The sequence below is a fragment of the Actinocorallia herbida genome (assembly GCF_003751225.1).
Classification (GTDB): domain Bacteria; phylum Actinomycetota; class Actinomycetes; order Streptosporangiales; family Streptosporangiaceae; genus Actinocorallia; species Actinocorallia herbida.
This window is the reverse complement of the sequence record NZ_RJKE01000001.1, coordinates 6,688,842-6,712,798: the sequence shown is the minus strand read 5'-3', so window position 1 is coordinate 6,712,798 and position 23,957 is coordinate 6,688,842. Positions and strand designations below refer to the sequence as shown.

Genomic DNA, 23,957 nt, shown 5'->3' with positions numbered 1-23,957 from the left:
CGCATGGCGGACGGCTGGCCCCCGGCGGGCGAGATCAAGGCGATCTTCGACACGACGGGCCGGACGCGGGCCATCGCCAGAGGGCTGCTGGAAGACCACGACCGCGCGCTGGCGGAGGTGCACAGCGCGCTGGCTCCCTTGCGGGAGGAGAAGGCCCGGGGAGAGCTCGCGGGCATCCCCGTCACACGGCTCAAGGACGTCACCGAGGGGCGGCTGCGCCTGGGCGGCTTGGAGGACGCCGGATACACGACGGTCCTCGACGTCCTGGAGGCCGGCCCGTACGACCTCCAGCAGGTGCCCGGCGTCGGGGTGCAGACCGAGCGGCAGATCACCGCGGCCGCCAGGCAGGTCGCGGCGGCGGTCGCCGAGAGCGTCGCCGTGCGGATCGACGCCGACGCCCGCGACGCCCGCGGCACGGCGCTGGTCACCGCCCTGCACCGCCTGGTCGCCGCGGGCCCAGGACTCCCGGGCGCGGTGGAGACGGCCCGCGCGCTGGACCGTGACCTGGGTACCGCGCTCACCGACGCGGCCCCTGCGCGCGGGCGGCTGCGCAGGCTCTTCGCCGGAGCCGGGCGCCGCGACCTCGCCCGCGTGGCGCTGGCCGGGCTCGCCGAGGCCGCCGCCGACCGGGACGCGCCCCGGCTCGTCGCCGACGCGGCCCTCGACCTCGCCCGCAGGCCCGCGGACGCGGCGGCCGCGTGGATCGACTTCGAACTCCAGTCGCCCGCCTACTACGCGCTCCTGGCGGAGCTGACCGGCGCAGCCCCTGACCGGGCGCGTGCGGAGGGCTTCCTTCCGCACGAGATAGCGGCACGCGTCAACGCCCAGCCCCTGGACGCGGCCCACCGCAGGGTCACGCTGCGCGGCTACCAGGAGTTCGGCGCCCGCTTCGCGCTCGCCCAGCGGCGGGTGATCCTCGGCGACGAGATGGGCCTCGGCAAGACCGTCCAGGCGATCGCCGCCCTGGCCCATCTGCGCGCCGAAGGCGCCGGGCACTTCCTCGTCGCCTGCCCGGCGAGCGTCCTGATCAACTGGACCCGCGAGATCGCCAGGCACAGCGACCTGAAGCCCTACAAGGCGCACGGCCCGGGGCGCGCGGAAGCCCTCGCCGCGTGGCGGAAGGCCGGGGGAGTGGCCGTGACCACCATCGACGGCCTCCACGCCCTTTCCGCCGAATCCGTGGCGATGCTCGTCGTGGACGAGGCGCATTACGTCAAGAACCCCGTGACGCGGCGGGCCAAGGCCGTCGCGTCCTGGGCGGACAAGGCCGAGCGGGTTCTCTTCCTCACCGGGACGCCGATGGAGAACCACGTCGCCGAGTTCCGCAGCCTCGTCACGATGCTCCAGCCCGAGCTGAGGCTGGACGCCGAGGACGCCGTCGCCGGAGCGCAGGCGTTCCGGCGCGCCGTCGGGCCCGCGTACCTGCGGCGCAACCAGGAGGACGTGCTCACCGAGCTCCCCGAACTGCTGCACACCGACGAATGGGAGGAGTTCAGCGCCGCGGACCTGGCCGCCTACAGTACGGCCGTGCAGGCGGGGAACTTCATGGCGATGCGACGGGCGGCGTATGCCGAACCGGCGAGGTCGGCCAAGCTCGAACGGCTCAAGGAGATCGTCGCCGAGGCCGCGGAAGGAGGGCGCAAGGTCGTCGTCTTCTCCTACTTCAAGGACGTGCTCGCAAGGGTCGGAGAGGCGGTGCCGCGCGCGACCGGCCCGATCGCCGGAGACGTCGCGGCGGCGAAGCGGCAGGAACTCGTCGACGCGTTCACCGCGGCGGACGGTCACGCGGTCCTGCTCGCTCAGATCCAGGCGGGCGGGATCGGGCTGAACCTCCAGGCCGCGTCCGTCGTGGTCCTGTGCGAGCCGCAGGTCAAGCCCGCGCTGGAGAGCCAGGCCGTCGCGCGGGCGCACCGGATGGGCCAGGTCCGCACGGTCCGGGTGCACCGGCTGCTGGCCGCGGACTCGGTGGACGAACGGATGCTGGCGCTGCTCGCGGGCAAGGAGGCGGTCTTCGACGCCTACGCCCGGCGCAGCGACGTCGCCGACGCCGCGCCCGAGGCCGTCGACCTGTCCGACGCCGACCTGGCCCGCCGGATCGTCTCCGACGAGCAGCGTCGGCTGGCCGCTCCGCCATGAGCCTTCGGCGGGCCGTCTAGCGCGCTGAACTGCGATAACAGATCGAACATGTGTTTGCTAGAACTGGTGTTCGGGATTAGTGTGGGTCGCATGATGCTTCAGGGTTCCCTTTTCGACCTGGCGGATGAGCCCCGTCCGGGCGAGCTGGGCCCCGCGGTCCGGCGCGCGGAGCTGGCCCACGGGGCTTGGATCGACGTGCGTCCCGGCTGGCTGTCGGGCGCCGCCTCGCTCTTCGAGGAGCTGGAGTCCGCGGTGCCATGGCAGGCGGAGGAGCGGGTGATGTACGAACGGGTCGTCGCCGTGCCCCGGCTCACCCGCTACTACGGCGAGAACGAGCGGTTGCCGCTGCCGGTCCTCGCGGACCTCCGTGATCGCCTGTCCGCCCACTACGCGGCGGAGCTCGGCGAGCCGTTCCGCACCGTCGGCCTCTGCTACTACCGCGATGGCCGCGACAGCGTCGCCTGGCACGGCGATCGCATCGGCCGGGGCAAGACCGAGGACACCATGGTCGCCCTGCTCGTCCTCGGCGCCCCACGCCCGCTCCTGCTCCGCCCCGCCGATCACAGCGGTCCCACCCTGCGCCACGATCTCGCCCACGGCGACCTCCTCGTCATGGGCGGCTCCTGCCAGCGCACCTGGGAACACGCCGTCCCCAAATCCGCCCATGCCTCAGGCCCCCGGATCAGCGTCCAGTTCCGACCACGCGGGGTCCGCTGAACATCTCACGACCCGTCCCTGCCTCGCAGCAGGGATATCCGGCGGGAGGGTGTGGGAAAGCGGCGTTCCTGAGCCTGTGCGGGACCCGCGCTGCTCCGGACGGGGCGCGGAGTTCGGGTCGGGCTCCTTGGCGGGCCGCACACCTTGCGGGATGGACGCCGCCTCGGTCCCGGGCCCGGCCGTCGCTACCCGGTCTCGTTGCCGGCCGGGACCGTCGGAGCGGGGGCGGTCGGGGTGGGCGCGGTCGGGGTCGGGGCGGTCTGCGCGCGGTGGTGTCGGGCACGGGCTCGGCGCGCGGCGTCGAGGGCGGCCTCCGTGCGCTCGGCGCGGTCGGCGAGGATCGCCTCGAAGACCGCGGCGAGCTCGGCGGCGTCCTCGCCCGCGTGGTGGGTGTGCGGCAGGCCGGTGATCTTCAGTTTCTGCTTGATGACGCTCTTTCGGGTGCTCACCCATTCGTCGCCGGTGAGGCCCATCCAGTAGCTGCGCAGGTCGATGCCCGCGCCGCTGGCGTTGAACGGGCTGCGGCCGAGGAACCGCACGAAGTACCAGTGCACGTACATGCCGTCGAAGACCGCCGGGCCCGCCAGGAACACCGGCCGCCCCTCCTTGCGCAGCCCGTTGATCCACGCGGCCGCCGCCGCCATCGCCTCCTCGGCGGCCGGTGCCTCGCGCAGCAGCCGATCCCGGTCCAGCCCGCTGACGGCCAGCGCCGCAGGCTCGAACTCCGCTGAAATCGGCCGGATCTCGGTATAGAACCTCAGATCGGGCCGCCCCACCACCGCCATCCCCAGCGACAACATGCTGTAAGGCCCCGGAATGGGACCGTCCGCTTCCACATCCACGGCGACATAGAACTCCGGCAACTGCGGCATCCCGCCAACCTAAGCCGCCCTCTCCCACCCCCGCAAAGCCTTTTGCCCGACGCGGGTCCCCTCGGGCGCGTCGTCGGTCGCGGGTCTCTGGTGGGTCTGGGACGGTCGGTCCTTCGGGTTCGGTGGAGGTCCGGGATCGCGGTGGGAGCGGCGATCGGATCGGCGTGCGCCTGCTGGTGGTGAACGGTACGGTGGGGGTGGGAGGCGTACGGATGTTCGAAGTGATGTCGGTGGGGAAGGCCGAGGACGCCTATCGGCTGAGCGCGGATTTCGGGTTTCCCTATCCGGGACGGCGGGCCGAGGAGATCCGCTGCTTCGTCGGGGATCTTGAGATCGGCGACGACCTGGTGTCGGACTTCGTCGACCATCCGGTGCACCACGTCGTCGTGGACGGGGACCTGACCGTGCTGGGCGACCTCGACTGGGCGGCCGACGGGTTCGGGGTGTTCTTCCTCGTCACCGGGAGGCTGCGGGCCCGCAACGTGCTGCTGCACGGCGGGCCGGAGGTCGCGGTACGCGGCGCGCTCGAGGTCCGGGGCGCGGTCGCGGGCGCGCACGACGGGCCGGGCGGGGGCTTCCTGCGCGTGCACGGCCCGGCGTCGTTCCGCCTCGCGGTGGCCACCGCGGACTTCCTCCTGGACTTCCGCTCCCCGGTCTCGGGCGCCGTCGCCGTTGCCGCGGGCGCGACGGTGCTGGGCGTGGCCGACCCGATGGAGGCCGAGACCCTCCTCGCCCCCGAACTGCTCGACGCGCACGCCCGCCCCCTCGGCCACGAGATCGCCGACTCCCTCCGCTCGGGCCGCTCCCTCTTCGCCTGAGGCGGCGTCCGCTCCGGCGCCGCCCCGACGGAGCGGCGGCCGGGGTCCGCGCGTCACAGGGGATGTGAGCGAATCCGCGATGGCCGCGCAGTCCTGGAAGAAGCCGCTGGCATGGGCCGTCGCCGTGATCGGCGCCGCAGCCGGCCTGGCCGTCCTGTTCACGCTGTTCGGGCCGGGCGCCGCGTGGTGGGTCGAACACGTCGACGGGGTGCCGCTGCGCGGCGGCGGCGCGCTCCAGGGCAAGGATCGCCAGGAGGTCCTCGACAGCGCGCGGGGAAGGCTGACGGCCGTGGGCACCGGACTGCTGGCGGCGGCGGCCATCTACTACACGGCGGCGAACGCGGCATCGGCGCGGCGTACGGCGAGAGCCGCCCAGGAGACCGCCACCGCCGCCCAGGCCAGCGTCCAGGCGGCGCAGGACGGCGTCGACGTCGCCCGTGCGGCCGCGGCCGCCTCGGAGGCCGCCCAGCTGAGAACCGTCGCCCTCACCGAGCGGGGGCACCGTGAGATGCACGAGCTGGCAGAGCGCGGCCAGCTCGGCGACCGGTTCACCGCCGCCGTCGCGCACCTCGACGGGGCGCCCGCGCTGCGGCTCGGCGGCGTGTACGCGCTCGCCGGGGTCGCCGACGACGCCCCCACCCGGGCGCTGCGCCAGACCTGCGTGGACGTCCTGTGCGCCTACCTTCGCCTGCCGTACGAACCCGACCCCGGGGCGGAGGCCGATCCCGCCGCCGTCCGGGAGCACCGGGCGCTGCGCGAGGTCAGGCGGACGGTCCTGCGCCTCATCGGCGTCCATCTGCGGCTCCCCTCGGACGATCCGCGCTCCTGGCAGGGCCTCGATCTCGACCTGACCGACGCGGTGCTGGACGGCGGCGGCCTGGAGGGCGCGCACTTCACCGCGGGCAGGGTCTCCTTCAACGGAGCGGTCTTCGCCGGGGAAGGCTTCTCCTTCGCCGGGGCGCGGTTCCTCGGCGGGGTCGTCCACTTCGTCGGCGCGCGGTTCGAGTCGGACCTGGTGAACTTCCGCGGAGCGCTGTTCGACGGGGCGGAGACGAGCTTCGTCGGCGCGCGCTTCGACCGGGGGACCGCGAGCTTCCGCGACGCGCGCTTCGCCTCGGGGTCCGTCTCCTTCTCCGGAGCGGTCGTCGACGGCGGGACCGTGAGTTTCCGCGGCGCCCGGTTCGAGGGGCGGCCCGGTCCGCCCGGGCGGCCGCCCGGTGCGGTGAGCTTCGCCGGCGCCCGGTTCCTCGCCGGGATCGTGAGCTTCCGGGAGGCCCGGCTCATCGGCGGGCACGTCGACCTCCGCGACGCGGCCTTCCGCGGCGGCGCGCTGATCTTCCGCAACGCCTCCTTCGCCGGGTCGTTCGTCGACTTCCAGGACAGCCGCCACGACGGGGCGGTCCTCGACTTCGGCGCCGCCTCCTTCGCCTCCGGCCGCCTCGACTTCACGGGCGCCGAGGGCCACCGCCCGGCCAACCTCCCCGACACCCCGGTCCCACAGATCGTCGGCCTCCCGCCCGACTGGCGCCCCGCCCGCCCCGAGGCCGCCCGGCCCGGCGGAGCGACACCACCCGACACGGCGCAGCCGAACTCCGACTAAGCCCGCCTCCCTTCCCCGCGACCCGCGCCGGGCCGCGTATCTGCCCGGGCCGTGTGCCTCCCCGGGCCGTGTATCTGCCTGGGTCGTGTATCTGCTTGGGTCGTGTGCCTCCCTGAGCCGTGTGCCTCCCTGGGTCGTGTGCCTCCCTGAGCCGTGTGCCTCCCTGGGTTGTGTGTCTGCTTGGGTGGTGTGTCTGTCTGGGTGGTGTGTCTGCTTGGGTGGTGTGTCTGTCTGGGTGGTGTGTCTGCTTGGGTCGTGTACCTGCTTGGGTCGAGTACCTGCCCGGGGTCGCGTACGCGTGTCGGTTCGCGTAGCGGACCGGGGTTCGTGCATCTGGGCCGAGCGGCGCCTTATGGGCCTGGCCGGGCGGGTCGCCTGGCGCGGGGGTCTCTGCCTGTTTGCCGGGCGGAGTGTTCCAGATCGGGGGAATGATTCGGCGTCCTGACGGGTCGCGTGTGCTCTCGGGGTGGCGTGTTCTGGGCGCGTCGGAGGGTGTGGAGCTCGTGGCGGGGGTGCTGGAGCTGCTCGGATGCCGCGGGTTCGGGGACCGTGTTGTCTTGATGCGGTCTCAGCGGTCGGTGATTCGTGCGGTGACGAGCCGTTCGCCGCACTGCCGGTGCGGGGGACGCGGTTGTCCTTCGGCGGTGCGGTGGCCGTGGTGTGCCGTGCGTCGGCGCGGTCGGAAGCGAGGCGAAGAATGGGCAATCTCGGGACCTTTCCGGAATCAGTCACTCCTTTAACAAAAAGGACATGGCTTGCTTAAGGTGACGAATGCCCAGTCTGGTGGTTTGCGTTAAGGGTCTTCGTGGGGAGCTCGATCGGGGTGGTTTTTGGGGGTTGGGTCGGGAAAGGCGGTGTCGGGGCGATCGGGCATGGATCATCAGATGTGTGGTTCGGAGGGGGTGATGGGGCTGGGTGGGCGGAAGTTCGGTCTTCGGGTGGGGCGGCCGCCGACGCGATGGATCGGTGGTTCGGACGGGGTGGAGCGGGTCGTGCGCGGTCGTGGCACGGTGCGGGGCGCACCGGCGTGGCCGGGGGAAATGTTCTGTGGCCGCGCGGGGCCGTCGCGAAAAGTGTTCCGGCCGTCACGGGCGGAGGTCGGAGGAGCGCGCGGTTATCGGTGGGTTCTTTCGGTGGAAGTCATCATGGGTAAGGCGTTTTCGTGACGAAGGGGTCGCGGGCGGTTCGGGACGCATCGCGCACGGTGCCATTCCTCGGCGGCGTGGCGCCGGGCCGGTTTGCGCCGCAGAAGGCTCCGCCGGCGGATGGGGGTGGTGAACGCCGGGCCGCCGTTGTGTCTGGAGGATTACCGGTTTTGACGGGTTTGTCGGTGCTGGACCAGGCCGGGGGAGCCGCTGGGCGGCTCCGCTCTTGACGTCGTCGAGGTGTTTCTGCAGATCGGGTCAGGGTGGTCAGGGCCGTGGCGGAATGGGCGGTGCCGCAATGGGGGGAGTGGACGTGGCCGCGGCCCTCCGAGAAGGCTGATCGATGCGGAAAGATCATGGTTTTGCGGATGTTCTTCTGGGTGAAACTTTGGAAGCATGGGAGGCGAATAGTTCGCTTTTACCGCATGATGCTGAAGTGCGGACAACAGAAAAGGCGTTAACGCAAAAGTGGAGTGGTCGTTCATGTGCGTGGACGTGTAAATGCTGGGCGCGGTCGGGCGGAGCGGGAAGGTGCCGATGAGGGGAACGGTCCGACGCCCGCATCCGGGGCTTCCCGCGCGGGCGGTGCGCGACGACAGGGCCGCCGCGATCTGGCTCGTCGGCTGCCACGGCGGGGCCGGGGCGACGACGCTCGCGGCGCTCATCGGGGTGCGAGACGCGGGCCGGTGCTGGCCGGTCCCGCGGACGGGGCGCGCGAACGTGGTGCTGGTGGCCCATCCGGACGCGCCGGGCATGCGGGCCGTGCACGTCGCGGCCCGCCAGCACGCCGAGTACCCCGCGCTGAGCGCCGGGATCAACCTCCTGGGGCTGGTGCTCAATTCGTGGGCGCCCGGCCGCCTGCCGCGCGATCTGCGGCAGCTGCGGGAGTCGCTGGGCGCGGCGGTGCCGCAGGTCTGGGAGGTGGAGTACATCGAGGCGCTGCGGCTCGGCAGGTCCCCGTCCGAGGTGGGCCGGCTGCCGCGGTCGCTGCGGGTGCTCAGGCGCGACCTCGTGAACGAGGGCTGGGTCAGCTCGCTCCAGCGCATCAACCGCGAGGGCGACTGACGGAGGGGCCCTGTAGGGTGCCGGACATGGCCGGTCCTGAGGCATCCAGGGTGGGGGCTTTCGGTCACCCGTCAGCCCCCTGACACGAAGCGGACGATCCCGTCCCGGCGCTGAGGCGCGGGGGCAGGGCGCTGACCGCGGTGACGAGACGACGGTTCCTGTCTCTTCTCACCTCGGGATCTTTTGATGCCTTTGTCGCTTTACCTGCTCGCTGTGGCGGTGTTCGCCATGGGGACGTCGGAGTTCATGCTCGCCGGCCTTCTTCCGGATATCGCGGACGATCTGGGAGTCCCGGTCGGGGAGGCGGGCCTGCTCACCGCGGCCTTCGCCGTCGGCATGGCGGTGGGCGCGCCCCTGATGGCGGCCCTGGCCCGCCGCTGGCCGCGGAGAACCGCCCTCCTCGCCTTCCTCGGCCTGTTCTTCGCGGCGCACGTCGTCGGAGCCGTCGCCGACGGGCTTCCCGTGCTCCTCGGCACCCGCGTCATCGCGGCGCTGGCGAACGCGGGGTTCCTCGCGGTCGCGCTCACGACCGCCGCCGCGCTCGTCCCTGCCGACCGGAAGGGCCGGGCGCTGTCCGTCCTGCTGGGCGGCACCACCGCGGCGACGATCGCCGGGGTGCCCGGCGGCGCGCTGCTCGGGGCGCTGCTCGGCTGGCGCGCCGCGTTCTGGGCCGTCGCGCTCGGGTGCGCGCCCGCGGCGCTCGGCGTGCTGCGCGGAGTCCCCGGCGGACGGGGCGGCTCGCGCTCGTCGGCGGACCCACGGCTGCGCGCGGAACTCGCCGAACTGCGACGGCCCCGCCTCGCCGTGGTCATGGCGGGCACGGCGCTCGTCACCGCGGGCACCTTCGGGGCTTTCACGTTCCTCGCCCCGGTCGTCACGGAGGTCGCGGGACTCGGTCCTTTCTGGGTTCCCGTCGCCCTCGTGCTGTTCGGGGTGGGTTCGCTGGCCGGTGTCACCTTCGCGGGACGGCTGTCGGACGCGCGTCCCGGAACCGTCCTCGCCGTCTGCGGGCCGCTCCTTCCGGTCGGATGGGCGGCGTTCGCGCTGGCCGCGCCGCACCCGGTCGCACTGCTCACGATGACGCTCGTCCAGGGCGCGCTGGGGTTCGCGGTAGGGAGCACGCTGATAGCGCGTGTCCTTTATGAGGCTTCGGGGGCGCCGACCATGGCGGGCTCCTACGCCACGGCCGCCCTGAACGTCGGCGCGGCGGCGGGCCCCGTCCTCGCCGCCGCCACCCTGGACGCCTCGGCGACGGGCCCGGCCTGGACCGCGGTGGCGCTCGCCGTCGCGGCCCTGCTCTGCGCCCCGGTCTTCCGAGCTCTGGCCGTCCGCGGCATCCTCGTCGAAGGAGCGGGGCGGTAGGACGTCCTGCGAATTCGTGCTCGGGACGGCCGGGGAGGGGAGGCGGGCTCCCTGGCCGTCCCGCCTTCGGCGGTGGCGCCGACCGGACCGGCCGCGGCTCGGCGCGGTGCGGAGGCGCGGTGCGGGCCGCCGAGGTCCGTCGGCCGCGGGGGCGATGGCTCGCGCCGCGACGCGCAGGCCGCCCGCGGCCCTTGGCAACGGTCAGGCGGTGTCGGGGGAGGACTTGCGCCGTGACGGGAGGGCGATGCGCCGGAAGGGCGACGGAGTCCGGGAACCGTCGGCCGCGCTCTGGACGGGCGGGGTCCGCGCCGCGGACAGCGCCGCCGTGTTCTGGGTGACCGCCGCGTGCGTCGCGGTGAGCTCCGCCCGTGCCGTGTGCACCGCGTGGTGCAGGGCGGCGAGTTCGCGCCTGAGCCTGTCGGTCTCCAGGACGAGGTGCAGCGGCTCCGCGCCGCCGAGGTGCGACACCCACGCGCGCAGGTGCGCGTTCTCGGCCTCCAGCTCCTCGATCCGCGCCCGCCGCGAACCCCACGAGGCGGGCCGCCGCGCCACCGCCGTGGCGGCGGGCCACGGCGCGAACGGCTGCGCCGCCCGGTAGGGCACGTACTGCACGGTCGCCGGGTGCAGCGGCAGCGGCGCGGGCGGGGCGGTCCCGGGCGGGGGCCCGCTCTCCTCCGCACGGGCCTGCGCGCCCTCGGCCGCCGGCCGGAACTGCACCGCCGTCGGCGGAGCCGCCTTCTGCGCGCCGCGTTCTGCGACGCCGTCGATGTCCGGCTCGCCGCTCACTCCGGCGCCGGAAGAACCTTGTCGGGGGGACATGCCCACAACATAGTCGCCCGCAGTGACTGAGTGGCCACGAAAAAAGATGATTCTATGGAGAATCTCGCGACCGATACCGTTCTGTCACCCAGGCCGTGACTCCGTCAGGGGCATTTTTCGACGGTCTCCATCGCGGTGACGGCGTCGAGAGGCAGGACCCGGAGGGTTCTCCCGATCTCGACGACGATCACGCCGTCCCCGGCCCGCACGAGGCGACCACAGTGCAGCGCGGAGCCCGCCCGCACCTCCAGCAGCGTCCCCGCCGGCTTCGCCGACGGCGCGAACCATGTCACGCCGACGGCCCCGGCCACGAGGATGATCCCGGCCACCGTGGCACCTAGCGCGAACCGGAGGCCGCGCCGGACGCGCATGACCTCCCTGCCCGTCCAGCTCTCCAGGTCTTCGCCTGTCAGCAGGATCTCCCCGCTCGGCGAGCCGGAGGCGGCCGACAGCGCCCGCAGCGTCGCCGCGACGAGCAGCGCCAGCCCGGCGGCGAGCAGCGCCGCGACGATCCAGCGGAACGGATCGGCGAGATCGGCGAACCCCTCCCGGCCCTTGACGACGAGCACCGCGCCGAGCAGCGCCGTCACTCCCGCGAGCCCCGTGCGCCACGACTCTGCCTGCCGCCGCACCACCTCAAGCTGCTGGAACCGCAGCTGCTGCGCCTTCTGGTCCCACCGGTACCGATCGAGGCTCACGGCAGCTCGACCTGCCAGACCGCCCCGCAACCCTTGTCCCAGTTCTCCGGCGGCCGCTCGGCATGGGTGTGCCCACAGTCGCACGTGATGGTCCGCGGCCCGCTCTGCACCTGGCTCTTCTGGCGCCCCCATCCCTTGGTGCCGACGGCCCCGAACGACCACCGGACGCGCACGAGCGCCCCGCACCCCGGGCACACCCCGGCGACGTCGAAGCCGCCCTCCACCTCCGTCACGGTGAACCCGCCCGGCTGGAGCCCGTGGTCGAACAACCGGTACTCCACACCCCGGTGCGCCTCGATCGGAGCGCCCACTCAGCCCTCTCCTTCCATCCTGTATCCGAAAAGCCCCTGGTATTTGCGCAGCCGCCCCCGCACGGTCTCCTCGTCTTCCTCCAGGTCCTTCGCGGCGCGCGCGACATGGTCGGCCCCGACGACCCCGCTGACGACCGGCGGCTGCCCGTCGAGCCAGTCGGTGATGGCGAGGAGGTCCTGCCAGTAGACGATGCCGTCGGGAACCGCGTCTTCCGGATAGGAGAGCGTAAGCCCGAGGGGCTGGAACCGCGCGAACCGGTCATGCGCCTCCCGCAGCGTCCAGCCGTAGCGCCCGGCGGTCTTGACGAGCCGGAGAGCGTCCACATCCGTGATCGGCTCCGCCACCGCGAACTCATCGTTGGAGACGGTCAGGATCGCCCTGTCGTACTTGTCGGGTGCGTACCCGTCCAGCGAGCCTGAGACCGCCTCGTCCAGGACCGGGATGGGAGCGCCGAGAGCGCGGAAAGGCTCAAGAAGCCTGATGAACTCCTGGAGCGTCAGATGGCTCTGGTAAGCGCTGTTGGCCAGATGCCAGGGCGTGAGTCGCCAGGACGGGTAGCCGCGGAGGTGTTCGGCACGGCTGCCCGTCATGGCGCTGAGCTCCTGGTATCCGTGGCAGCGCAGGTCGGATTCCGCAGCGGCGTCGGGAAGCAGGGAGAGATCGGCGGTCTCGGGGAAGAAGACGCGATAGTGGGCTATCGCTTCGCTCACGGTGCAGCTCAGCGAGGATGCCATGCCGAGGACCCCTGGCGCGGTCAGCGGCACGCGAAGGTCGGCGAGGTCGAGGATCCGCCGGTACTGCGTGAAGCGCCTGGCGAAGCCAGGGCTATCGTGATGCCCGATCTTGCTCAACACCGCGTGGAGAATGTTCCAAGGGGACTTTCCGATGTAACTGACTCCCTGATCCCGCAGAATCCGCGCGACGTACGCGTTCCTGAGGAGTTCGGTCTCCACTTCGTCGGCGGGGTCTTCCGGGATCAGCGAGTGCTCGGGCAGGAGGAGGAATCCCGTGTCGGTGAGCCGTCGGAGCTGGTCGGCGTAGGCACGAGCCGACACTCCCTTCTCCGCGGCGAGCGCGAAGAGGTCGATCGGGGAGAGCCGCATGCCGAACTCCCTGACGAACTGAAGCGCGTCCATCTCCGCCGTAGTCAGCGAAGCCGGATAGGACGTTCGGCCTTCCACACGGCAGCCAAGAGCGGAGAAAGCATCGTACATTTCGAGGACCGATGCCAGAGGCAGGGCGAGCCACGAGCTCACCTTGGCGACCTCGCGTGGAGTCACCCTCCAACCGGTCTCCTGTTTCACGTCCTCCGGGCGCGTGCGGAGCAGCCTCACCTCCGCGGTGGAGAAGGTGTGGTCGAGCATGGGGCTCAGATCGAAATCCAGGGTTCCGGCGGCACCAGGAGCGTAACCCTCGACGCGCCGGAGGACATGGCGTACGGAGATCTTGAGTTGGGCGGAGGTCTCGGCGAGTTGCCACACGACGCGCCAAGGCCTGGCTGTGCTCTCCGGGCTCCAGACTGTCAAGGCGTGGCTCAAGGGCTGGTCCTCTTTGCTGAGGCCACGCCTGAGATGGGGGATGCCGCGGATCTGGGAGCAGTCGAGGCCCAGCACGGCGAGCCGCCGCAGGCGCTTCAGATCGCTGACGGGATCGCCTTCCGTCCGAGCCGCGATCCGGGGAATCCGGTCGAGTTCGATGGCCTCGGCATTGTTGTAGTTGGGGAAAAGCTCATCGATGATCGCGGCGTCACATGGCTCGGCCACCGGCGCTCCGGCGGGGTTCTGCATGATGAGCTGGTATCGGCTGGTGACCGTCCCGGTGGTCTGCCACGCGCCCATCCGCCAGGAATGAAGCCAGTCGTTGGAGGGAAGAAATGTCTGCCTACTCAGAATCCGCTCGTCCAGGGGCAGACAGCCGATCAGCCTCGCGGACACCGACTCGGACTGGGTCCACTGGCCGCCTAGAGGGATGGCGACGTCGTCCTTGGCGAGTCGGGTGAAGATCTCCTGGGCGATCTCCGGCGCGGACTCGGTGACCCCCCAGAGCCAGGTCAGAGAGAAGCCCGCCCACTCGCGCAGCGCGGGCAGAGACTCCCGGATCTCCGCGGTGATCCAGTCCTTGTCCCAGTCCTGGAGTGTGTTCCGGTCGACGGTGAAGCGGGGCCGGTGCTTCCCGCGCAGGTTCACGACGAGGCCGTAGATCTCCTCGTTGGTGCGGATGCCGTCGGCGACGATGCCGCCCTCGCCCGCGACCCACCAGAGGTCGCGGCCGTGCTGGAGGGGCTCCACCGTGGTCTCGGGGTGGCGCAGGGTCTCGGGTAGCCATTGCTCTGAGCCGTCGGCGCCTTGCTCCACCTCTACGTGGAACTCCGAGTGCCACAGGAGCTGGCGCATCGTCCTGAGGACGGAGATCCCCTCGTCTCCCGTCAGGTAGAGCCGGACGCAGGTGCCTCCGCCGGGCTCGTCGTAGGGGGCCGCGGTGATCTGGAAGAGGCTGCCGCTGCTGGCGATGCGGACGCGGTGGCCCGGTCCGCGGACCTGGTCCTCCTCGTCGACGGCGCGGGTGGTGATCTCGATCTCGTCGGCGATCATGAAGTAGCTGAAGACGCCGATGCCGAACTGGCTGTTGGGGATGAGGCGGAGGGAGGGGTCCTTCTCCTGCCAGCGGGCCTGCTCGTAGCGGAAGTCCTGGCGGTAGACGAAGCGCTCGCCGGCGTTGGCGAAGGTGTTCTTCAGGGACTCCACGGTCATGCCGACGCCGTTGTCACGGCACTCGATGTACTCGCGGCCGGTCTCGGGGTCCACGTCCTGCTTGAAGGTGATGCGGCCCTCCCAGGGGAGGGGCGGGTGGCCGCGCAGGTCGCGGTAGCGGCGGCGGGTGCGGCGGTAACGGCAGGCGTCGAGGGCGTTCTGGTAGAGCTCCCGGATCGCCAGCGAGGGGTCGCCGTAGAGCTGGCGGCCCATGAGCAGTTCACGGATCTTCTCGTCGGACAGCCGGAAGGCCAGCAGGGGCGTCTCGTAGACGGCTTTGCCGTCGCGGTATTCGGGGCGGAGGCCGGTCTGGGAGAGCCGGTCGGGCACCGCGCGCAGGAGCGCGGTGTCGAGGCCGGGCAGGCCCAGTAGGGATTCCCTTGCGTGTTCGGCGCGCTGCGCGATGTGGTCGAGGGCCTCGTGGATGGCCGGGTGGTCGCAGATCGCGACGAGGTCGAGCGTGTCGCCGGCCCGTTCCCACGAGGCGAGTTCGACGGCGCGGCGCAGGGCGCTGATCTGGAGTTCGTCGCCGATGCCGAGGTGGTCGACGACGACGGTGGGCATGCGCCGGGTGTCGAGGGCCATGGTGCCGGCGAGGGCGAGCAGGACGGCCAGGGACCGGCGCTGCGAGGTGAAGTCGTGCCCGGCGAGCCGTTCGGTGAGCCGCTGGTCGTCGGCGCCGGTGCCGACCGCGTGCATGAGCACCCTCGCCACGTCGGCGAGTTCGCGGGCCGTCAGCCCGGCGGTGCCGCGCGCGTCCGGCAGCGCGGTGGCGAGCCGTCCGCTCACCTCCTGGGCGGCCGGGCCGTCCCAGAGGCGGGGGCGGGCGACGAGCCAGCGGTGGACGAGCCACATGGCGAGGGCGTCGCGGGCGTCGGCGCGGCCGCGGCGGACGAGTCCCTCGGCGCGGCGGCAGACGTGCTCGTGCATGGCGTGGGTGAGTTCGAGGTCGTCGCGCAGGCCCTCGGAGAAGTGTCGTTCGAAGTCGGTGGGGCCGATCGCGGCGGCCTCCCGGACGCCCGCGGCCATGACGGCCTCGCGCAGGAAGGGGACCGCGACGAGGAGGCCGATCTCGCGGGCGGTGAGGCGGGCGTCGCCGGCGAGGCAGAGGTCGAGGGCGTCGAGGATGCGGGTGGGGTAGCCGTGGGAGGACCACGGGTCGGCCAGGTGCGCCCTCTTGGCGAGGACGTCGGTCGCGCGCATGCAGTCGTCGGCGCAGGTCTCGACGACCCGGATGACGGCTTCGCGGACCCGTGCGGTGTCGGCGTCCGAGCAGACGGCGCGGTTCCACAACGGGGTGCTCTCGATGGCGCGGCGCCAGGCGGTGCTGATCTGGTCGCCCTCGCAGACGGGCAGATCGCGGGCGCGGTCCGGCTCGGCCCAGGTGATCTGGGCGGTCTGGGTGGGGGAGTCGGTGTGCGCCATGCGCCGGGCGAGCTGCTGGCCGGTCTCGGCGAAGACCTCGGGGAGGGTGCGGGCGGAGTTCCGGCGGGCCAGGATCTCCGAGAGGGTCTGGGTGAAGTAGCTGCCGGACTCGTCGTAGCCGCTGGTCTCGCCTGGCTTGCAGCTGGTGACGAGGGCGAAGGCCCCGTCGGGCGGGTAGCGGAGCTGGCCGCCGACGGAGATCGGGCCGGACTCTCCGGGGGTGTCGCGGCAGGCGTCCACGATGAGGACGACGAGCTTGGCGCGGCACCTCTCCAGCGCGCGGGGGACGAGGGGGATGAGGCTGCCTTCGTCGGGCGTGCCCTCGTCGTCCACGTCGGGGTAGACGTCGGACGGTACGAGGAAGCTCTTTCCGTCGAGCATGACGCCGTGCCCGGTGAAGTAGATCAACAGGACGCCGTCTTCGGGGGCGTCGCGGCAGGCGTTGAGCAGGGCGTTCTGTACGGCGCCGCGGGTCGGCTGCACGCATCCGTCGCGGCCGGGTGCGCAGAAGGTCACCTGGTAGTCGGACTCTTCGAGCGCGCCGGCCATGCGGTCCAGGTCGGCCTCGACGGTGCCGGTGAGGGGGCTGAAGAGCCCGGCTCCATAGGTGGGCACCCCGATGAGGAGTGCGTGACGACCGCTCAAAGAGCCCTCCGCAGTGCCGACCGTCCCAAGCGCCCCGAATGATCCATTATTCAGCGCCGGAGTTTGGATTGCACTGATGTCGGGCGTTCACCGGGAGAATTTCGCCGCCGCGGGGACCGGCCGAGGTCAGCGGCGTGCCTCGGCGATGGAATGCTCGGGGGACCAGTGGACGAGAAGAGGAGCGGGGATGCGCAGGGTGGTTCTGGGGTCGGCGTCGAAGACGCGGCGGGGGATTTTGGAGAGGGCCGGGGTGGGGGTCGAGGTTTTCGTCAGTGGGGTGGATGAGGATGGGGTGGAGGCGGGGAGTGTGGCGGAGCTGGTCGAGGTGCTGGCGGTGAGCAAGGCGCGGGCCGTGGTGAAGGAGGTGGGGGACGCCGTGGTGATCGGGTGCGACTCGTTGCTGGAGTTCGAGGGGAGGGGGCTGGGGAAGCCGAAGAGCGATGAGGAGGCTGTGGGGTGGTGGTTGGAGAGGCGGGGGAAGAGCGGGGTGCTGCGCACCGGGCACTGTGTGATCGACGGGGCCACGGGGAGGGAGGCCACGGCGGTGGGTTCGACCGTCGTCAGGTTCGCGGAGCCCACGGAGGCGGAGATCCGCGCGTACGTGGCGTCGGGGGAGCCGTCGGCCGTCGCGGGGGCGTTCACCATCGACGGGATCGGGGCGTGGTTCGTGGAGGGGATGGACGGCGACAGCAACAACGTGCTGGGGCTGTCGGTCGTGCTCCTCGGGGGGCTGCTGCGAGAGCTGGGGATCGACCACACGGAGCTCTGGAGCAGATAGAGGGGCGGTGGGCCTCCGGGGGGCGTGGAGGAGCCCACCGCCGGTCTTCGGGTGCGCGCCTGTGCGGGGCGTGCGGGTGCGTCAGTGCTCGCGCAGGAGGCGGCCGGCGCCTTCGACGCGGTCTTCGATGCCGTTCTCGCGCAGCGCCATCCACCAGGTGGCGGCGTTGATGGCGATGACGGGAAGGCCGAGCCAGCGCTCGGCCTCGTCTGCGAGGCCGACCATGGAGAGGTTGGTGCCGCACTGGATGACGGCGTCGACGTCGCCGGAGGCGAGTTCCTGGATGGCCGCGCGCAGCTCGTCCTCGGTGACGTGCGCGATCGACACCGCGGTCGGGCACTTGAGGCCGATGATCTTGTCGACCTCGAAGCCCAGCTCGGAGAAGAACGTCCGCACGTTGGCGTCGCCGACGGGCTGGTAGGGGGTGACGACGCCGATGCGCCGCGCCCCGTACAGCTTCAGGGCCCGCTCGCAGGCCTCCGCGCCGGTCGCGACCTGGAGGCCGGTGAGGTCGTGGATCTGCTTGACGAACTGGCGGTTGCCCTCGACGCCGCCCCAGAACGTCTCGGCGGACATGCCCATGACCATGTAGTCCGGCTCGCAGGTCATGACCCGCTCGCAGGACGCGCCGATCTCGTCGCGGATCTGGTCGAGGAGGCGCTCCATGCCCTCGTCGCCGGCCATGTTCTGGTCGCGGATGTGGATCCGGGAGAAGTGGGACGTGACGCCCGGGACGCCCATCCGGTAGAAGTCGGGCTCGACGATGGTGTTGGTCGAGGGCGCGATGACGCCGAACTTGCGGCGCCAGCCCAGCGCGTCGGTCATGCCGGGGTCTCCTGTCTCTTTCGCTCTTGGAGGGTGAGCACGCGCCAGGCGGCGAAGGCGAACACGGCCTGGGACGCGGTGTTGATCGACTGCTCGATCCACTGGAGGGCGATGGTCTGGTGCTCTTGGCCGCCGAGGGGGCCGAGCGCGTACTGCCCGGCGATCCACAGCAGGAACAGCTTGTGCCGCCGGAAGAGGTACACCGCGACGGCGGTGCTGACGCCGATGGTCAGGATGAGCATCGGCAGGGTGTCGCCGATGGCGAACGACGTGCCGAGCGCGGCCATCCAGAGCCCGGCCGCGGCGGCGATGGGCAGCCGCGGCTCCAGCGCCTTGACGAGGGTGAGGAAGCCCGCCGACAGCAGCGGGAACAGCAGGAGCGGCATCACCCACAGGTCGATGTCGGTCGAGGCGATGAGGAGCTTCCAGCCGCACTTGGCGAACCCGCCCAGCCCGAGCAGCAGTGCCGCGGTCCGGACCAGGCGGGTGTCGAGGTCGTCGACCTTGGAGAGGAGCAGCACCCCGGTGACGGTGAGCGCCACCGGGACGAAGTCCTCCATCGCCAGGACGACGGGGTAGTCCATGCCGCTCACGAGAAGAGGTCCCGCTTGCGGAAGCCCGCCGTGGCGAACCGGAAGGCGATCTTGCCGCCGGTCAGCCACGCGACCCGGCCGCCGTTCTTGACGCCCTTGAGGATGCCCTCGGCGAGGAACGGCGTGACGGTCTCGACCTTGTCGGCGAGGATGTTGAAGATCTTCTTGGTCTTCTCCAGTTCCTCGGGCGCGTAGTCGTGGGTGAGCAGGTCCGTCAGGACCATGCCGGGCGACAGGTGCGCGGCCTTGACCGGGGTGCCCTTCAGCTCCTTGGCGAGGCTGTCGGTCACGTAGGTCACCGCGCGCTTGGTGGCTCCGTAGGCGGTCAGGTTGGGCATCGTGCGGCCGTCGCTGCCGAAGCCCTCCATGTTCCACACGGTGCCCGAGCCCTGCGCCAGCATGTGCCTCACCGCGACGGCGCTGCCGTTCATGACGCCGAGGAGGTTCGCCGAGACGACGGTCTCCAGTTCGGCGACGGGCAGGTCGGCGAGGTGCTTGCGGGAGGTGGTGACGCCCGCGTTGTTGACCCAGTGCGCGACCGGGCCGAGTGCGGCGGCCTTCTCCCACAGCGCCTCGACCTGGGCGCGGTCGGTCATGTCGCACACGACCCCGGTCGCGCCGAGTTCGGCCGCCGCCTCGTCCACGCCGGAGCGGCCGCAGATGACGACGGTCGCGCCGCGCGCGATGAGCTCCTTGGCCATGCCGAAGCCGATGCCGCGGGTGCCTCCGGTGACGACGACTACCGCCATGTCAGCACCCCGTGGATGACGCCGGACAGGCGGTTGCCCTCGAACACCTCGTAGTTGACGGCGAGGGTCTCGCCCGCGCTCATCCCCGGCGTCGCGTCGATCATGAACTCGCGGCCCTTGATCTTGGTGACGTCGGTGAAGTGCACGCTGGGGAAGTTGGCCCGGCCGAAGGCCTGCGAGTTGCCCCACGCGTCGGGGCCCTCGTAGAACATCTTCGTGCCGTCACGCCGCTGCTCGACGGTGTAGGACCGCTCGATCGCGCCGGACCAGGTGACGTGCGCGCGGGTGCGCAGCAGGTCGATCGGTTCCAGCTCCAGGGTGACGGTGACGTCGCCGATGAGCTTCTGGTCGGCGCCCCACAGCTCGCACACGCCCGTGTACCCGCCGGTCTGCTTGGTCGGCAGGATGAACGGGACGGGCCCGTTGCGGGTCTCGGCGGCGAGGTGCCCCGGGATGTCGTAGTCGGGCGACGACGGGCGCTTGTACACGCCGTTGAAGCAGCCGACGACGGTCCAGCCCTGGTAGAGCACCGAGGAGTACACCTGGGTCTCGCCGTCGGGCAGGTTGTGGTTCCAGGTGTTGAGGTCGACCTGCCAGCCGGGCCCGTAGTAGTGGGCGTCGACGAAGCCGCCGTAAGGCTGGCCGGTGCCGTAGAAGTCCGGGCCGGTGTAGACCCGGTCGGCGTCGGAGTCGATGACGCCGAACGCGAAGGGCGCGCCGAGCCGGAACTGCCCGGCGAGCTTCCCGCCGCCTTCGAGGCCGCCGTCCATGTAGTACATGGTCTTGCCGTCCTCGAACACCGAGGAGCGGCGAATGTCCTCGTACCCGCACCACACGCCCTGGCCGTCGAACAGCGACGGCCGGCCGTGCCACTCGCCGGCGATGCGGGTCTGCCACTCGCTGGGTTCGCTCACAGATCGACCTCGTTGCTCATGAGGTGCGCCCGCAGCCGGGCCGACGCCTCCGCGCCGACGAGCCGGGTGACGTTCGCCCACACCGGGTCGACCTCGGGGCTGAACAGGTAGGAGCGGTTGAGCGCGTCGCGGGCGGCGAGGTCGGTGTCGTGGAGGGTCGCGAGGACGTCCTTGGGCAGGCCGTTCTCGACCAGGCCCTTCCAGTGGCCGAAGTAGTCGTCGACGAACGCGTCGACCTGCTCGAACTGCTCGGCGTCGGCGCGGTGCACCAGCATCCAGGGCGACATCATCGCGTACTGGCGCGGCCCGATCGCGGCGCGCGAGGCCCCGAAGAGCTCCCTCGACCGGTCGAACGCCGGGGTCAGCGGCTCGAACGCGGCGTCCAGGTAGCCCAGGTGGGAGGCGAGGTCGGCGCGCGGCACGAGGTCGAGGTGGAAGGCGAGCTGCCCGCCCGCCTCGACCGAGTCCAGCGTGAAGTGCGGGATCGGCGACCCGCCCGGCAGGAACGCGAAGATCATGTGGCTGTCCATGCCGATCTGCGGCACGACGAGCCCGATCGAGACGACCTTCGCCAGCTTCGTGCCGGTCCGCACCTCGAGCCTGCCGACGGGCTCGGGCCCGAACGAGCCGGACAGGTCCTCGCCGAGCACGAGCTTGAGGTCGTCGATCTCTTCGATCTTGGCGAGGGTCCGGTCGAACAGACCCTTCGGGAGAGAGGTCATGACTGCCCTTCCTTGGCTTCGGCGTCGCCGGCGAGGATGGACTCGTCGACTCGGGGGTGTTCGCCGCGGGCCTTGTGCACCCAGGCACGGGCGAGCGCGGGGTTGTTCTTGCGGGCGGGCGAGGCGATGACGGTCGCCTCGCGGCGCGGCACGTCGCCCACGATGCGGTCCTCGTCGCCGAGCAGCCAGCCCTTGTCGGCCAGCTCCTGGCGGCGCCGCCGGTAGTGCACGGCGATGAGGTCGGACTTCACGTGCAGCTCGGCCGCGAGGTCGGCGGGCAGCAGCTCGGGACGGGTGCCGTCGACGACCGGCGCGTCCTGCTCGAAGATCCGGTAGATGCGCTTGAGCGCGTTGGCGTCGGCCCAGTCCGCGGTGAAGAAGTCGCGCAGCGCGACGAACTTCACCAGGGTCTGGGTCTCGCTGATCGGCACGTTGCTGTCGTAGATGATGATGTTGCCCATGGGCAGCCGCACGTGCAGCTTGATCATGTTGGGCAGCATCCAGCCCGCGCTGGTCTCGACCGGCGGACGGTCCTCGAGCTTCTTGTTGTTGCCGCCGGTGATCTTGCCCCACAGGCCCTTGGGCCGGGGCGGGTAGAGCCGGACGGTCGCGAACGCCGACCACTCGTCCGGCATGTTCACCTCGTACTCCTCCACCTCCGGACGCTCGGGGTTGCCGAACGCGCCCGCGTGGACGAACGGGGTGTGGGAGATGTCGCAGCCGTTCTCAAGGATGCGCTCGTAGTTGGAGTTCCAGAGGTACTCCCCGTAGACCGGCTTCCACCGGCCGCCGTTCTTCTTCAGATCGTCGAACTCCGGCCACACCGGGATCGGCGGGCGCTCCTCCTCGGGCAGGTCGCCGAGGAACGCCCAGACGAGCCCGTACCGCTCCTCGGTCGGGTAGGAGTCGACGCGGGCCTTCTTCGGGATACCGCGGCCTTCGAGGTTGGCCGGGATCTTGGTGCACTCGCCGCCCGGCTCGAACTCCCAGCCGTGGTAGGGGCAGACCACGCAGTCGCCCTTGGTCCAGCCGCCCGACAGGGCCGCGCCGCGGTGGGCGCACAGGTCGGACAGGCAGACGACCTGCCCCTTCGACGTCCGGTAGACCACGAAGTCCTGGCCGAGGCAGGTGATCTTCTTGGGCTTCGTCGTGATCTCGTGCGAGAACTCGACCGCGTACCAGAAGTTCTTCAGCATCTATCGCTCCAGCAGTTCTACGGAGCCCGGCGGGTTCTTCCGCACTCGCTCCATCGGTTCTGGGTCGTCCCGGAGCAGGGCGTCCAGGAAGGCGGTGAGCACCTCCAGGTAGTCGCTCCTGCTCTCGGCCGGTTCCCTTGAGGGCTCCAGGTCGAGGAAGGCCCGCGCGGCGGTCGGATCGACGGGGTCGGCGACCGCGAAGTGGTTGGCCCCGTTCAGGACGGCCAGGAGGTGGCCGGTGCCGGGGAGCGCCTCGGTGAAGGTCCGGCTGACGGGGTCGGCGCTGCCGTCCTGCCCGTAGCGGTCGCTGCTGCCGAGGATGACGCCGTCGCGGTCGCCGACGGCGAGGAAGACCGGCGTGTCGACCTGGGCGGGCAGCACGGTCCCCGCGGGCCAGCCGAGCATGGTGGCGACCATGGTGTGCGTGCCGTAGCCGAACACGGCCTTGACGCCGGGGAAGAAGCGGGCGGACTGGAGGGCGACGGTGCCGCCCGCCGAGTGGCCGCCGAGCGCGACCCGGTCGAGGTCGATCGAGTCCTTGAGCAGGTCGATCCCGGCGAGCGCGTCGAGGATGGCGGGGACGGCCGGGCAGGTCGGCCGGGTGCCGTAGACGCCGGGCTTGGCGGCGTCGAGGTCGACGCCGGGGGTCAGCCCGACCTGGCCGCCGAACAGTTCGGCGACCCGGTCGAAGGTGACGACGACGTAGCCGGCCTTGGCGATGTCGACGGCCCAGGTCCGGTAGGAGTCCTGGGCGACGTTGACGCCGGAGATGATGACGACGACGGGGAACCTGCCGGGCGCGGGCGGGAAGACGCCCGTCAGCCGCTCGGTGTCGGTGCCCTCGGCGACCGCCGGGTAGTAGACCTTGAGGTGCGCGGTGTCGAAGGGCGACTCGCCGTGGGTGCGGGCCGCCGTCCAGAGGGACCTGATGAGGGTGCTCACGGGCGGGGCAGTTCCCGGTCGCCGCCCCACAGGGCGCGGACGAGCTTCTCGGTGAGCTCCTCGCCGAAGAAGCGGACGCCCATGGAGTTGGCGGGGTCGCGCTCGGCGATGTTCCGGCGGATCGTCAGGTCGGTCTCGCGCAGGGCCGCGCGCTCCTCCTCCGGCACCTCCTCGGCCTCGTCGACCCAGGCGAGCCAGCGGTCGACGTGCTCGCGCGCCCACTTCTCGACGGCCTGGAGGTTGTCCTCCGACAGCGGGAAGGAGTAACACTGGGCGGTGGGGGACAGGCTGGTGCGGATGAACGCGGCGGGGCTGGTGAACCAGGTGAACTCGGGGTTGTCGTCCTTGAACTTCAGCCACGGCTCGTTGACGGGCGCGTAGTACTTGTCGTAGTACTCGCCGTCGATGACGAGGGAGACGCGCGGCACGGAGTCGACGTAGAACCAGCCCTCGGGCCACACCAGGAGGGCGATGCCGAGGTGGGGGACGCGGATGTGCGGGCCGAGCCAGACCGTCAGGTGGAGGTTGGCGAAGCTGGCGGCGGGGTTGCCGAGCCAGGAGTGCACCATCCAGTCGATCTCGGGGCCGGAGTAGGCCGAGACGCGTCCGCCGGGACCCTCGGGGTAGGTGCCGTACGACTCGAGCTCGAGGGTCGACGGGTCCCGCGTGGTCTCGAAGCGCGCGTCGATCTTGGCCTTGAGCTCCAGTAGCAGGGCCTGGTAGCGCTCGAACGTGACCGTCACGTCGGTGACGGGCCGGCTGTCGAGCATCTGCTCGACGGACTGGATGGTCTCGCTCATCGGGTTCGTCCGTCCTGGTTCGGAGGGGTTTGGTTCGCTAGGGGAAACACTGTTTCCATTCTTGGGGTGCGGGC

20 protein-coding genes are annotated in these 23,957 nt (G+C 71.4%); 7 read left to right on the top strand and 13 right to left on the bottom strand.

Annotated features, from left to right (window positions below):
- Nucleotides 1-3: 3 nt before the first annotated feature.
- Both EDD29_RS30635 and EDD29_RS30630 read left to right on the top strand, forming a co-directional pair.
- Nucleotides 4-2,136 carry a DEAD/DEAH box helicase gene (locus EDD29_RS30635; RefSeq protein ID WP_123667778.1) on the top strand — a complete coding sequence of 711 codons (2,133 nt, stop codon included), beginning with the start codon at nucleotides 4-6 and terminating at the stop codon, nucleotides 2,134-2,136.
- 90 nt (nucleotides 2,137-2,226) lie between these two features.
- Nucleotides 2,227-2,853: an alpha-ketoglutarate-dependent dioxygenase AlkB gene (locus EDD29_RS30630; RefSeq protein ID WP_246053089.1), complete on the top strand. Its 627-nt coding sequence runs from the start codon at nucleotides 2,227-2,229 to the stop codon at nucleotides 2,851-2,853.
- Nucleotides 2,854-3,038: 185 nt separating this feature from the next.
- Here EDD29_RS30630 and EDD29_RS30625 read toward each other — a convergent pair whose 3' ends face one another.
- Nucleotides 3,039-3,725 carry an exonuclease gene (locus EDD29_RS30625; protein ID WP_246053088.1) on the bottom strand — a complete coding sequence of 229 codons (687 nt, stop codon included), beginning with the start codon at nucleotides 3,723-3,725 and terminating at the stop codon, nucleotides 3,039-3,041.
- A gap of 212 nt (nucleotides 3,726-3,937) precedes the next feature.
- Here EDD29_RS30625 and EDD29_RS30620 point away from each other — a divergent pair, with 212 nt between their 5' ends.
- The 4 genes from EDD29_RS30620 (at nucleotide 3,938) to EDD29_RS30605 (ending at nucleotide 9,715) form a co-directional block, all read left to right on the top strand.
- Complete coding sequence (locus tag EDD29_RS30620; protein WP_123667777.1) at nucleotides 3,938-4,543, top strand: hypothetical protein; 606 nt, start codon at nucleotides 3,938-3,940, stop codon at nucleotides 4,541-4,543.
- Between the two features lie 64 nt (nucleotides 4,544-4,607).
- Nucleotides 4,608-6,143, top strand: a complete 1,536-nt coding sequence (locus EDD29_RS30615; protein WP_123667776.1) for a pentapeptide repeat-containing protein — start codon at nucleotides 4,608-4,610, stop codon at nucleotides 6,141-6,143.
- 1,682 nt (nucleotides 6,144-7,825) lie between these two features.
- Nucleotides 7,826-8,353, top strand: a complete 528-nt coding sequence (locus tag EDD29_RS30610; RefSeq protein WP_148086147.1) for a DUF6668 family protein — start codon at nucleotides 7,826-7,828, stop codon at nucleotides 8,351-8,353.
- Nucleotides 8,354-8,539: 186 nt separating this feature from the next.
- The gene (locus EDD29_RS30605; RefSeq protein WP_123667774.1) at nucleotides 8,540-9,715 is read left to right on the top strand and encodes a Cmx/CmrA family chloramphenicol efflux MFS transporter; all 1,176 of its coding nucleotides are present in this window, start codon (nucleotides 8,540-8,542) and stop codon (nucleotides 9,713-9,715) included.
- 201 nt (nucleotides 9,716-9,916) lie between these two features.
- Here EDD29_RS30605 and EDD29_RS30600 read toward each other — a convergent pair whose 3' ends face one another.
- From EDD29_RS30600 to EDD29_RS30585, 4 genes are all read right to left on the bottom strand, one after another.
- A complete protein-coding gene (locus EDD29_RS30600) occupies nucleotides 9,917-10,534 on the bottom strand; it encodes a hypothetical protein (protein WP_148086146.1) in 618 nt (205 codons plus the stop codon).
- Nucleotides 10,535-10,638: 104 nt separating this feature from the next.
- Nucleotides 10,639-11,232 carry a hypothetical protein gene (locus EDD29_RS30595; RefSeq protein WP_123667772.1) on the bottom strand — a complete coding sequence of 198 codons (594 nt, stop codon included), beginning with the start codon at nucleotides 11,230-11,232 and terminating at the stop codon, nucleotides 10,639-10,641.
- A complete protein-coding gene (locus tag EDD29_RS30590) occupies nucleotides 11,229-11,543 on the bottom strand; it encodes a hypothetical protein (protein WP_123667771.1) in 315 nt (104 codons plus the stop codon). The genes EDD29_RS30595 and EDD29_RS30590 overlap by 4 nt, the downstream gene beginning before the upstream one ends.
- Nucleotides 11,544-16,364, bottom strand: coding sequence for an HD domain-containing protein (locus tag EDD29_RS30585; RefSeq protein WP_123667770.1), 4,821 nt, complete (start codon nucleotides 16,362-16,364; stop codon nucleotides 11,544-11,546).
- A 187-nt stretch (nucleotides 16,365-16,551) separates the two neighbouring features.
- Between EDD29_RS30585 and EDD29_RS30580 the strand changes: the two genes are divergently transcribed.
- Nucleotides 16,552-17,142 carry a Maf family protein gene (locus tag EDD29_RS30580; protein WP_211360017.1) on the top strand — a complete coding sequence of 197 codons (591 nt, stop codon included), beginning with the start codon at nucleotides 16,552-16,554 and terminating at the stop codon, nucleotides 17,140-17,142.
- 81 nt (nucleotides 17,143-17,223) lie between these two features.
- On the opposite strand, the gene EDD29_RS30575 is transcribed toward EDD29_RS30580, so the two are convergent.
- Genes EDD29_RS30575 through EDD29_RS30540 form a run of 8 tightly spaced genes read right to left on the bottom strand, consistent with a single transcriptional unit; the run spans nucleotide 17,224 to nucleotide 23,883 of the window.
- The gene (locus EDD29_RS30575) at nucleotides 17,224-17,967 is read right to left on the bottom strand and encodes a maleate cis-trans isomerase family protein (protein WP_123667769.1); all 744 of its coding nucleotides are present in this window, start codon (nucleotides 17,965-17,967) and stop codon (nucleotides 17,224-17,226) included.
- Complete coding sequence (locus EDD29_RS30570) at nucleotides 17,964-18,551, bottom strand: hypothetical protein (RefSeq protein ID WP_123667768.1); 588 nt, start codon at nucleotides 18,549-18,551, stop codon at nucleotides 17,964-17,966. Before EDD29_RS30570 ends, EDD29_RS30575 begins: the two co-directional genes overlap by 4 nt.
- 5 nt (nucleotides 18,552-18,556) lie before the next feature.
- Nucleotides 18,557-19,309 (bottom strand): SDR family oxidoreductase, encoded by a 753-nt coding sequence (locus tag EDD29_RS30565; protein ID WP_123667767.1) that lies wholly within the window; start codon nucleotides 19,307-19,309, stop codon nucleotides 18,557-18,559.
- On the bottom strand, nucleotides 19,300-20,223 hold the full coding sequence (locus EDD29_RS30560) for a hypothetical protein (RefSeq protein WP_123667766.1): 924 nt from the start codon (nucleotides 20,221-20,223) through the stop codon (nucleotides 19,300-19,302). The genes EDD29_RS30565 and EDD29_RS30560 overlap by 10 nt, the downstream gene beginning before the upstream one ends.
- Nucleotides 20,220-20,945, bottom strand: a complete 726-nt coding sequence (locus EDD29_RS30555) for a hypothetical protein (protein ID WP_123667765.1) — start codon at nucleotides 20,943-20,945, stop codon at nucleotides 20,220-20,222. Before EDD29_RS30555 ends, EDD29_RS30560 begins: the two co-directional genes overlap by 4 nt.
- On the bottom strand, nucleotides 20,942-22,141 hold the full coding sequence (locus EDD29_RS30550; protein WP_123667764.1) for an aromatic ring-hydroxylating dioxygenase subunit alpha: 1,200 nt from the start codon (nucleotides 22,139-22,141) through the stop codon (nucleotides 20,942-20,944). Before EDD29_RS30550 ends, EDD29_RS30555 begins: the two co-directional genes overlap by 4 nt.
- On the bottom strand, nucleotides 22,142-23,083 hold the full coding sequence (locus tag EDD29_RS30545) for an alpha/beta hydrolase family protein (RefSeq protein WP_123667763.1): 942 nt from the start codon (nucleotides 23,081-23,083) through the stop codon (nucleotides 22,142-22,144).
- Nucleotides 23,080-23,883, bottom strand: coding sequence for an oxidoreductase (locus tag EDD29_RS30540; RefSeq protein WP_123667762.1), 804 nt, complete (start codon nucleotides 23,881-23,883; stop codon nucleotides 23,080-23,082). The genes EDD29_RS30545 and EDD29_RS30540 overlap by 4 nt, the downstream gene beginning before the upstream one ends.
- Between the last annotated feature and the right edge of the window lie 74 nt (nucleotides 23,884-23,957).

Bases quoted from the DNA above. Each gene is read 5' to 3' on its own strand.
- EDD29_RS30635 (WP_123667778.1), top strand. From the start codon at position 4: ATGGCGGACGGCTGGCCCCCGGCGGGCGAGATCAAGGCGATCTTCGAC.
- EDD29_RS30630 (WP_246053089.1), top strand. From the start codon at position 2,227: ATGATGCTTCAGGGTTCCCTTTTCGACCTGGCGGATGAGCCCCGTCCG.
- EDD29_RS30625 (WP_246053088.1), bottom strand. From the start codon at position 3,725: ATGCCGCAGTTGCCGGAGTTCTATGTCGCCGTGGATGTGGAAGCGGAC.
- EDD29_RS30620 (WP_123667777.1), top strand. From the start codon at position 3,938: ATGTTCGAAGTGATGTCGGTGGGGAAGGCCGAGGACGCCTATCGGCTG.
- EDD29_RS30610 (WP_148086147.1), top strand. From the start codon at position 7,826: ATGAGGGGAACGGTCCGACGCCCGCATCCGGGGCTTCCCGCGCGGGCG.
- EDD29_RS30605 (WP_123667774.1), top strand. From the start codon at position 8,540: ATGCCTTTGTCGCTTTACCTGCTCGCTGTGGCGGTGTTCGCCATGGGG.
- EDD29_RS30600 (WP_148086146.1), bottom strand. From the start codon at position 10,534: ATGTCCCCCCGACAAGGTTCTTCCGGCGCCGGAGTGAGCGGCGAGCCG.
- EDD29_RS30580 (WP_211360017.1), top strand. From the start codon at position 16,552: ATGCGCAGGGTGGTTCTGGGGTCGGCGTCGAAGACGCGGCGGGGGATT.
- EDD29_RS30575 (WP_123667769.1), bottom strand. From the start codon at position 17,967: ATGACCGACGCGCTGGGCTGGCGCCGCAAGTTCGGCGTCATCGCGCCC.
- EDD29_RS30570 (WP_123667768.1), bottom strand. From the start codon at position 18,551: ATGGACTACCCCGTCGTCCTGGCGATGGAGGACTTCGTCCCGGTGGCG.
- EDD29_RS30565 (WP_123667767.1), bottom strand. From the start codon at position 19,309: ATGGCGGTAGTCGTCGTCACCGGAGGCACCCGCGGCATCGGCTTCGGC.
- EDD29_RS30555 (WP_123667765.1), bottom strand. From the start codon at position 20,945: ATGACCTCTCTCCCGAAGGGTCTGTTCGACCGGACCCTCGCCAAGATC.
- EDD29_RS30550 (WP_123667764.1), bottom strand. From the start codon at position 22,141: ATGCTGAAGAACTTCTGGTACGCGGTCGAGTTCTCGCACGAGATCACG.
- EDD29_RS30540 (WP_123667762.1), bottom strand. From the start codon at position 23,883: ATGAGCGAGACCATCCAGTCCGTCGAGCAGATGCTCGACAGCCGGCCC.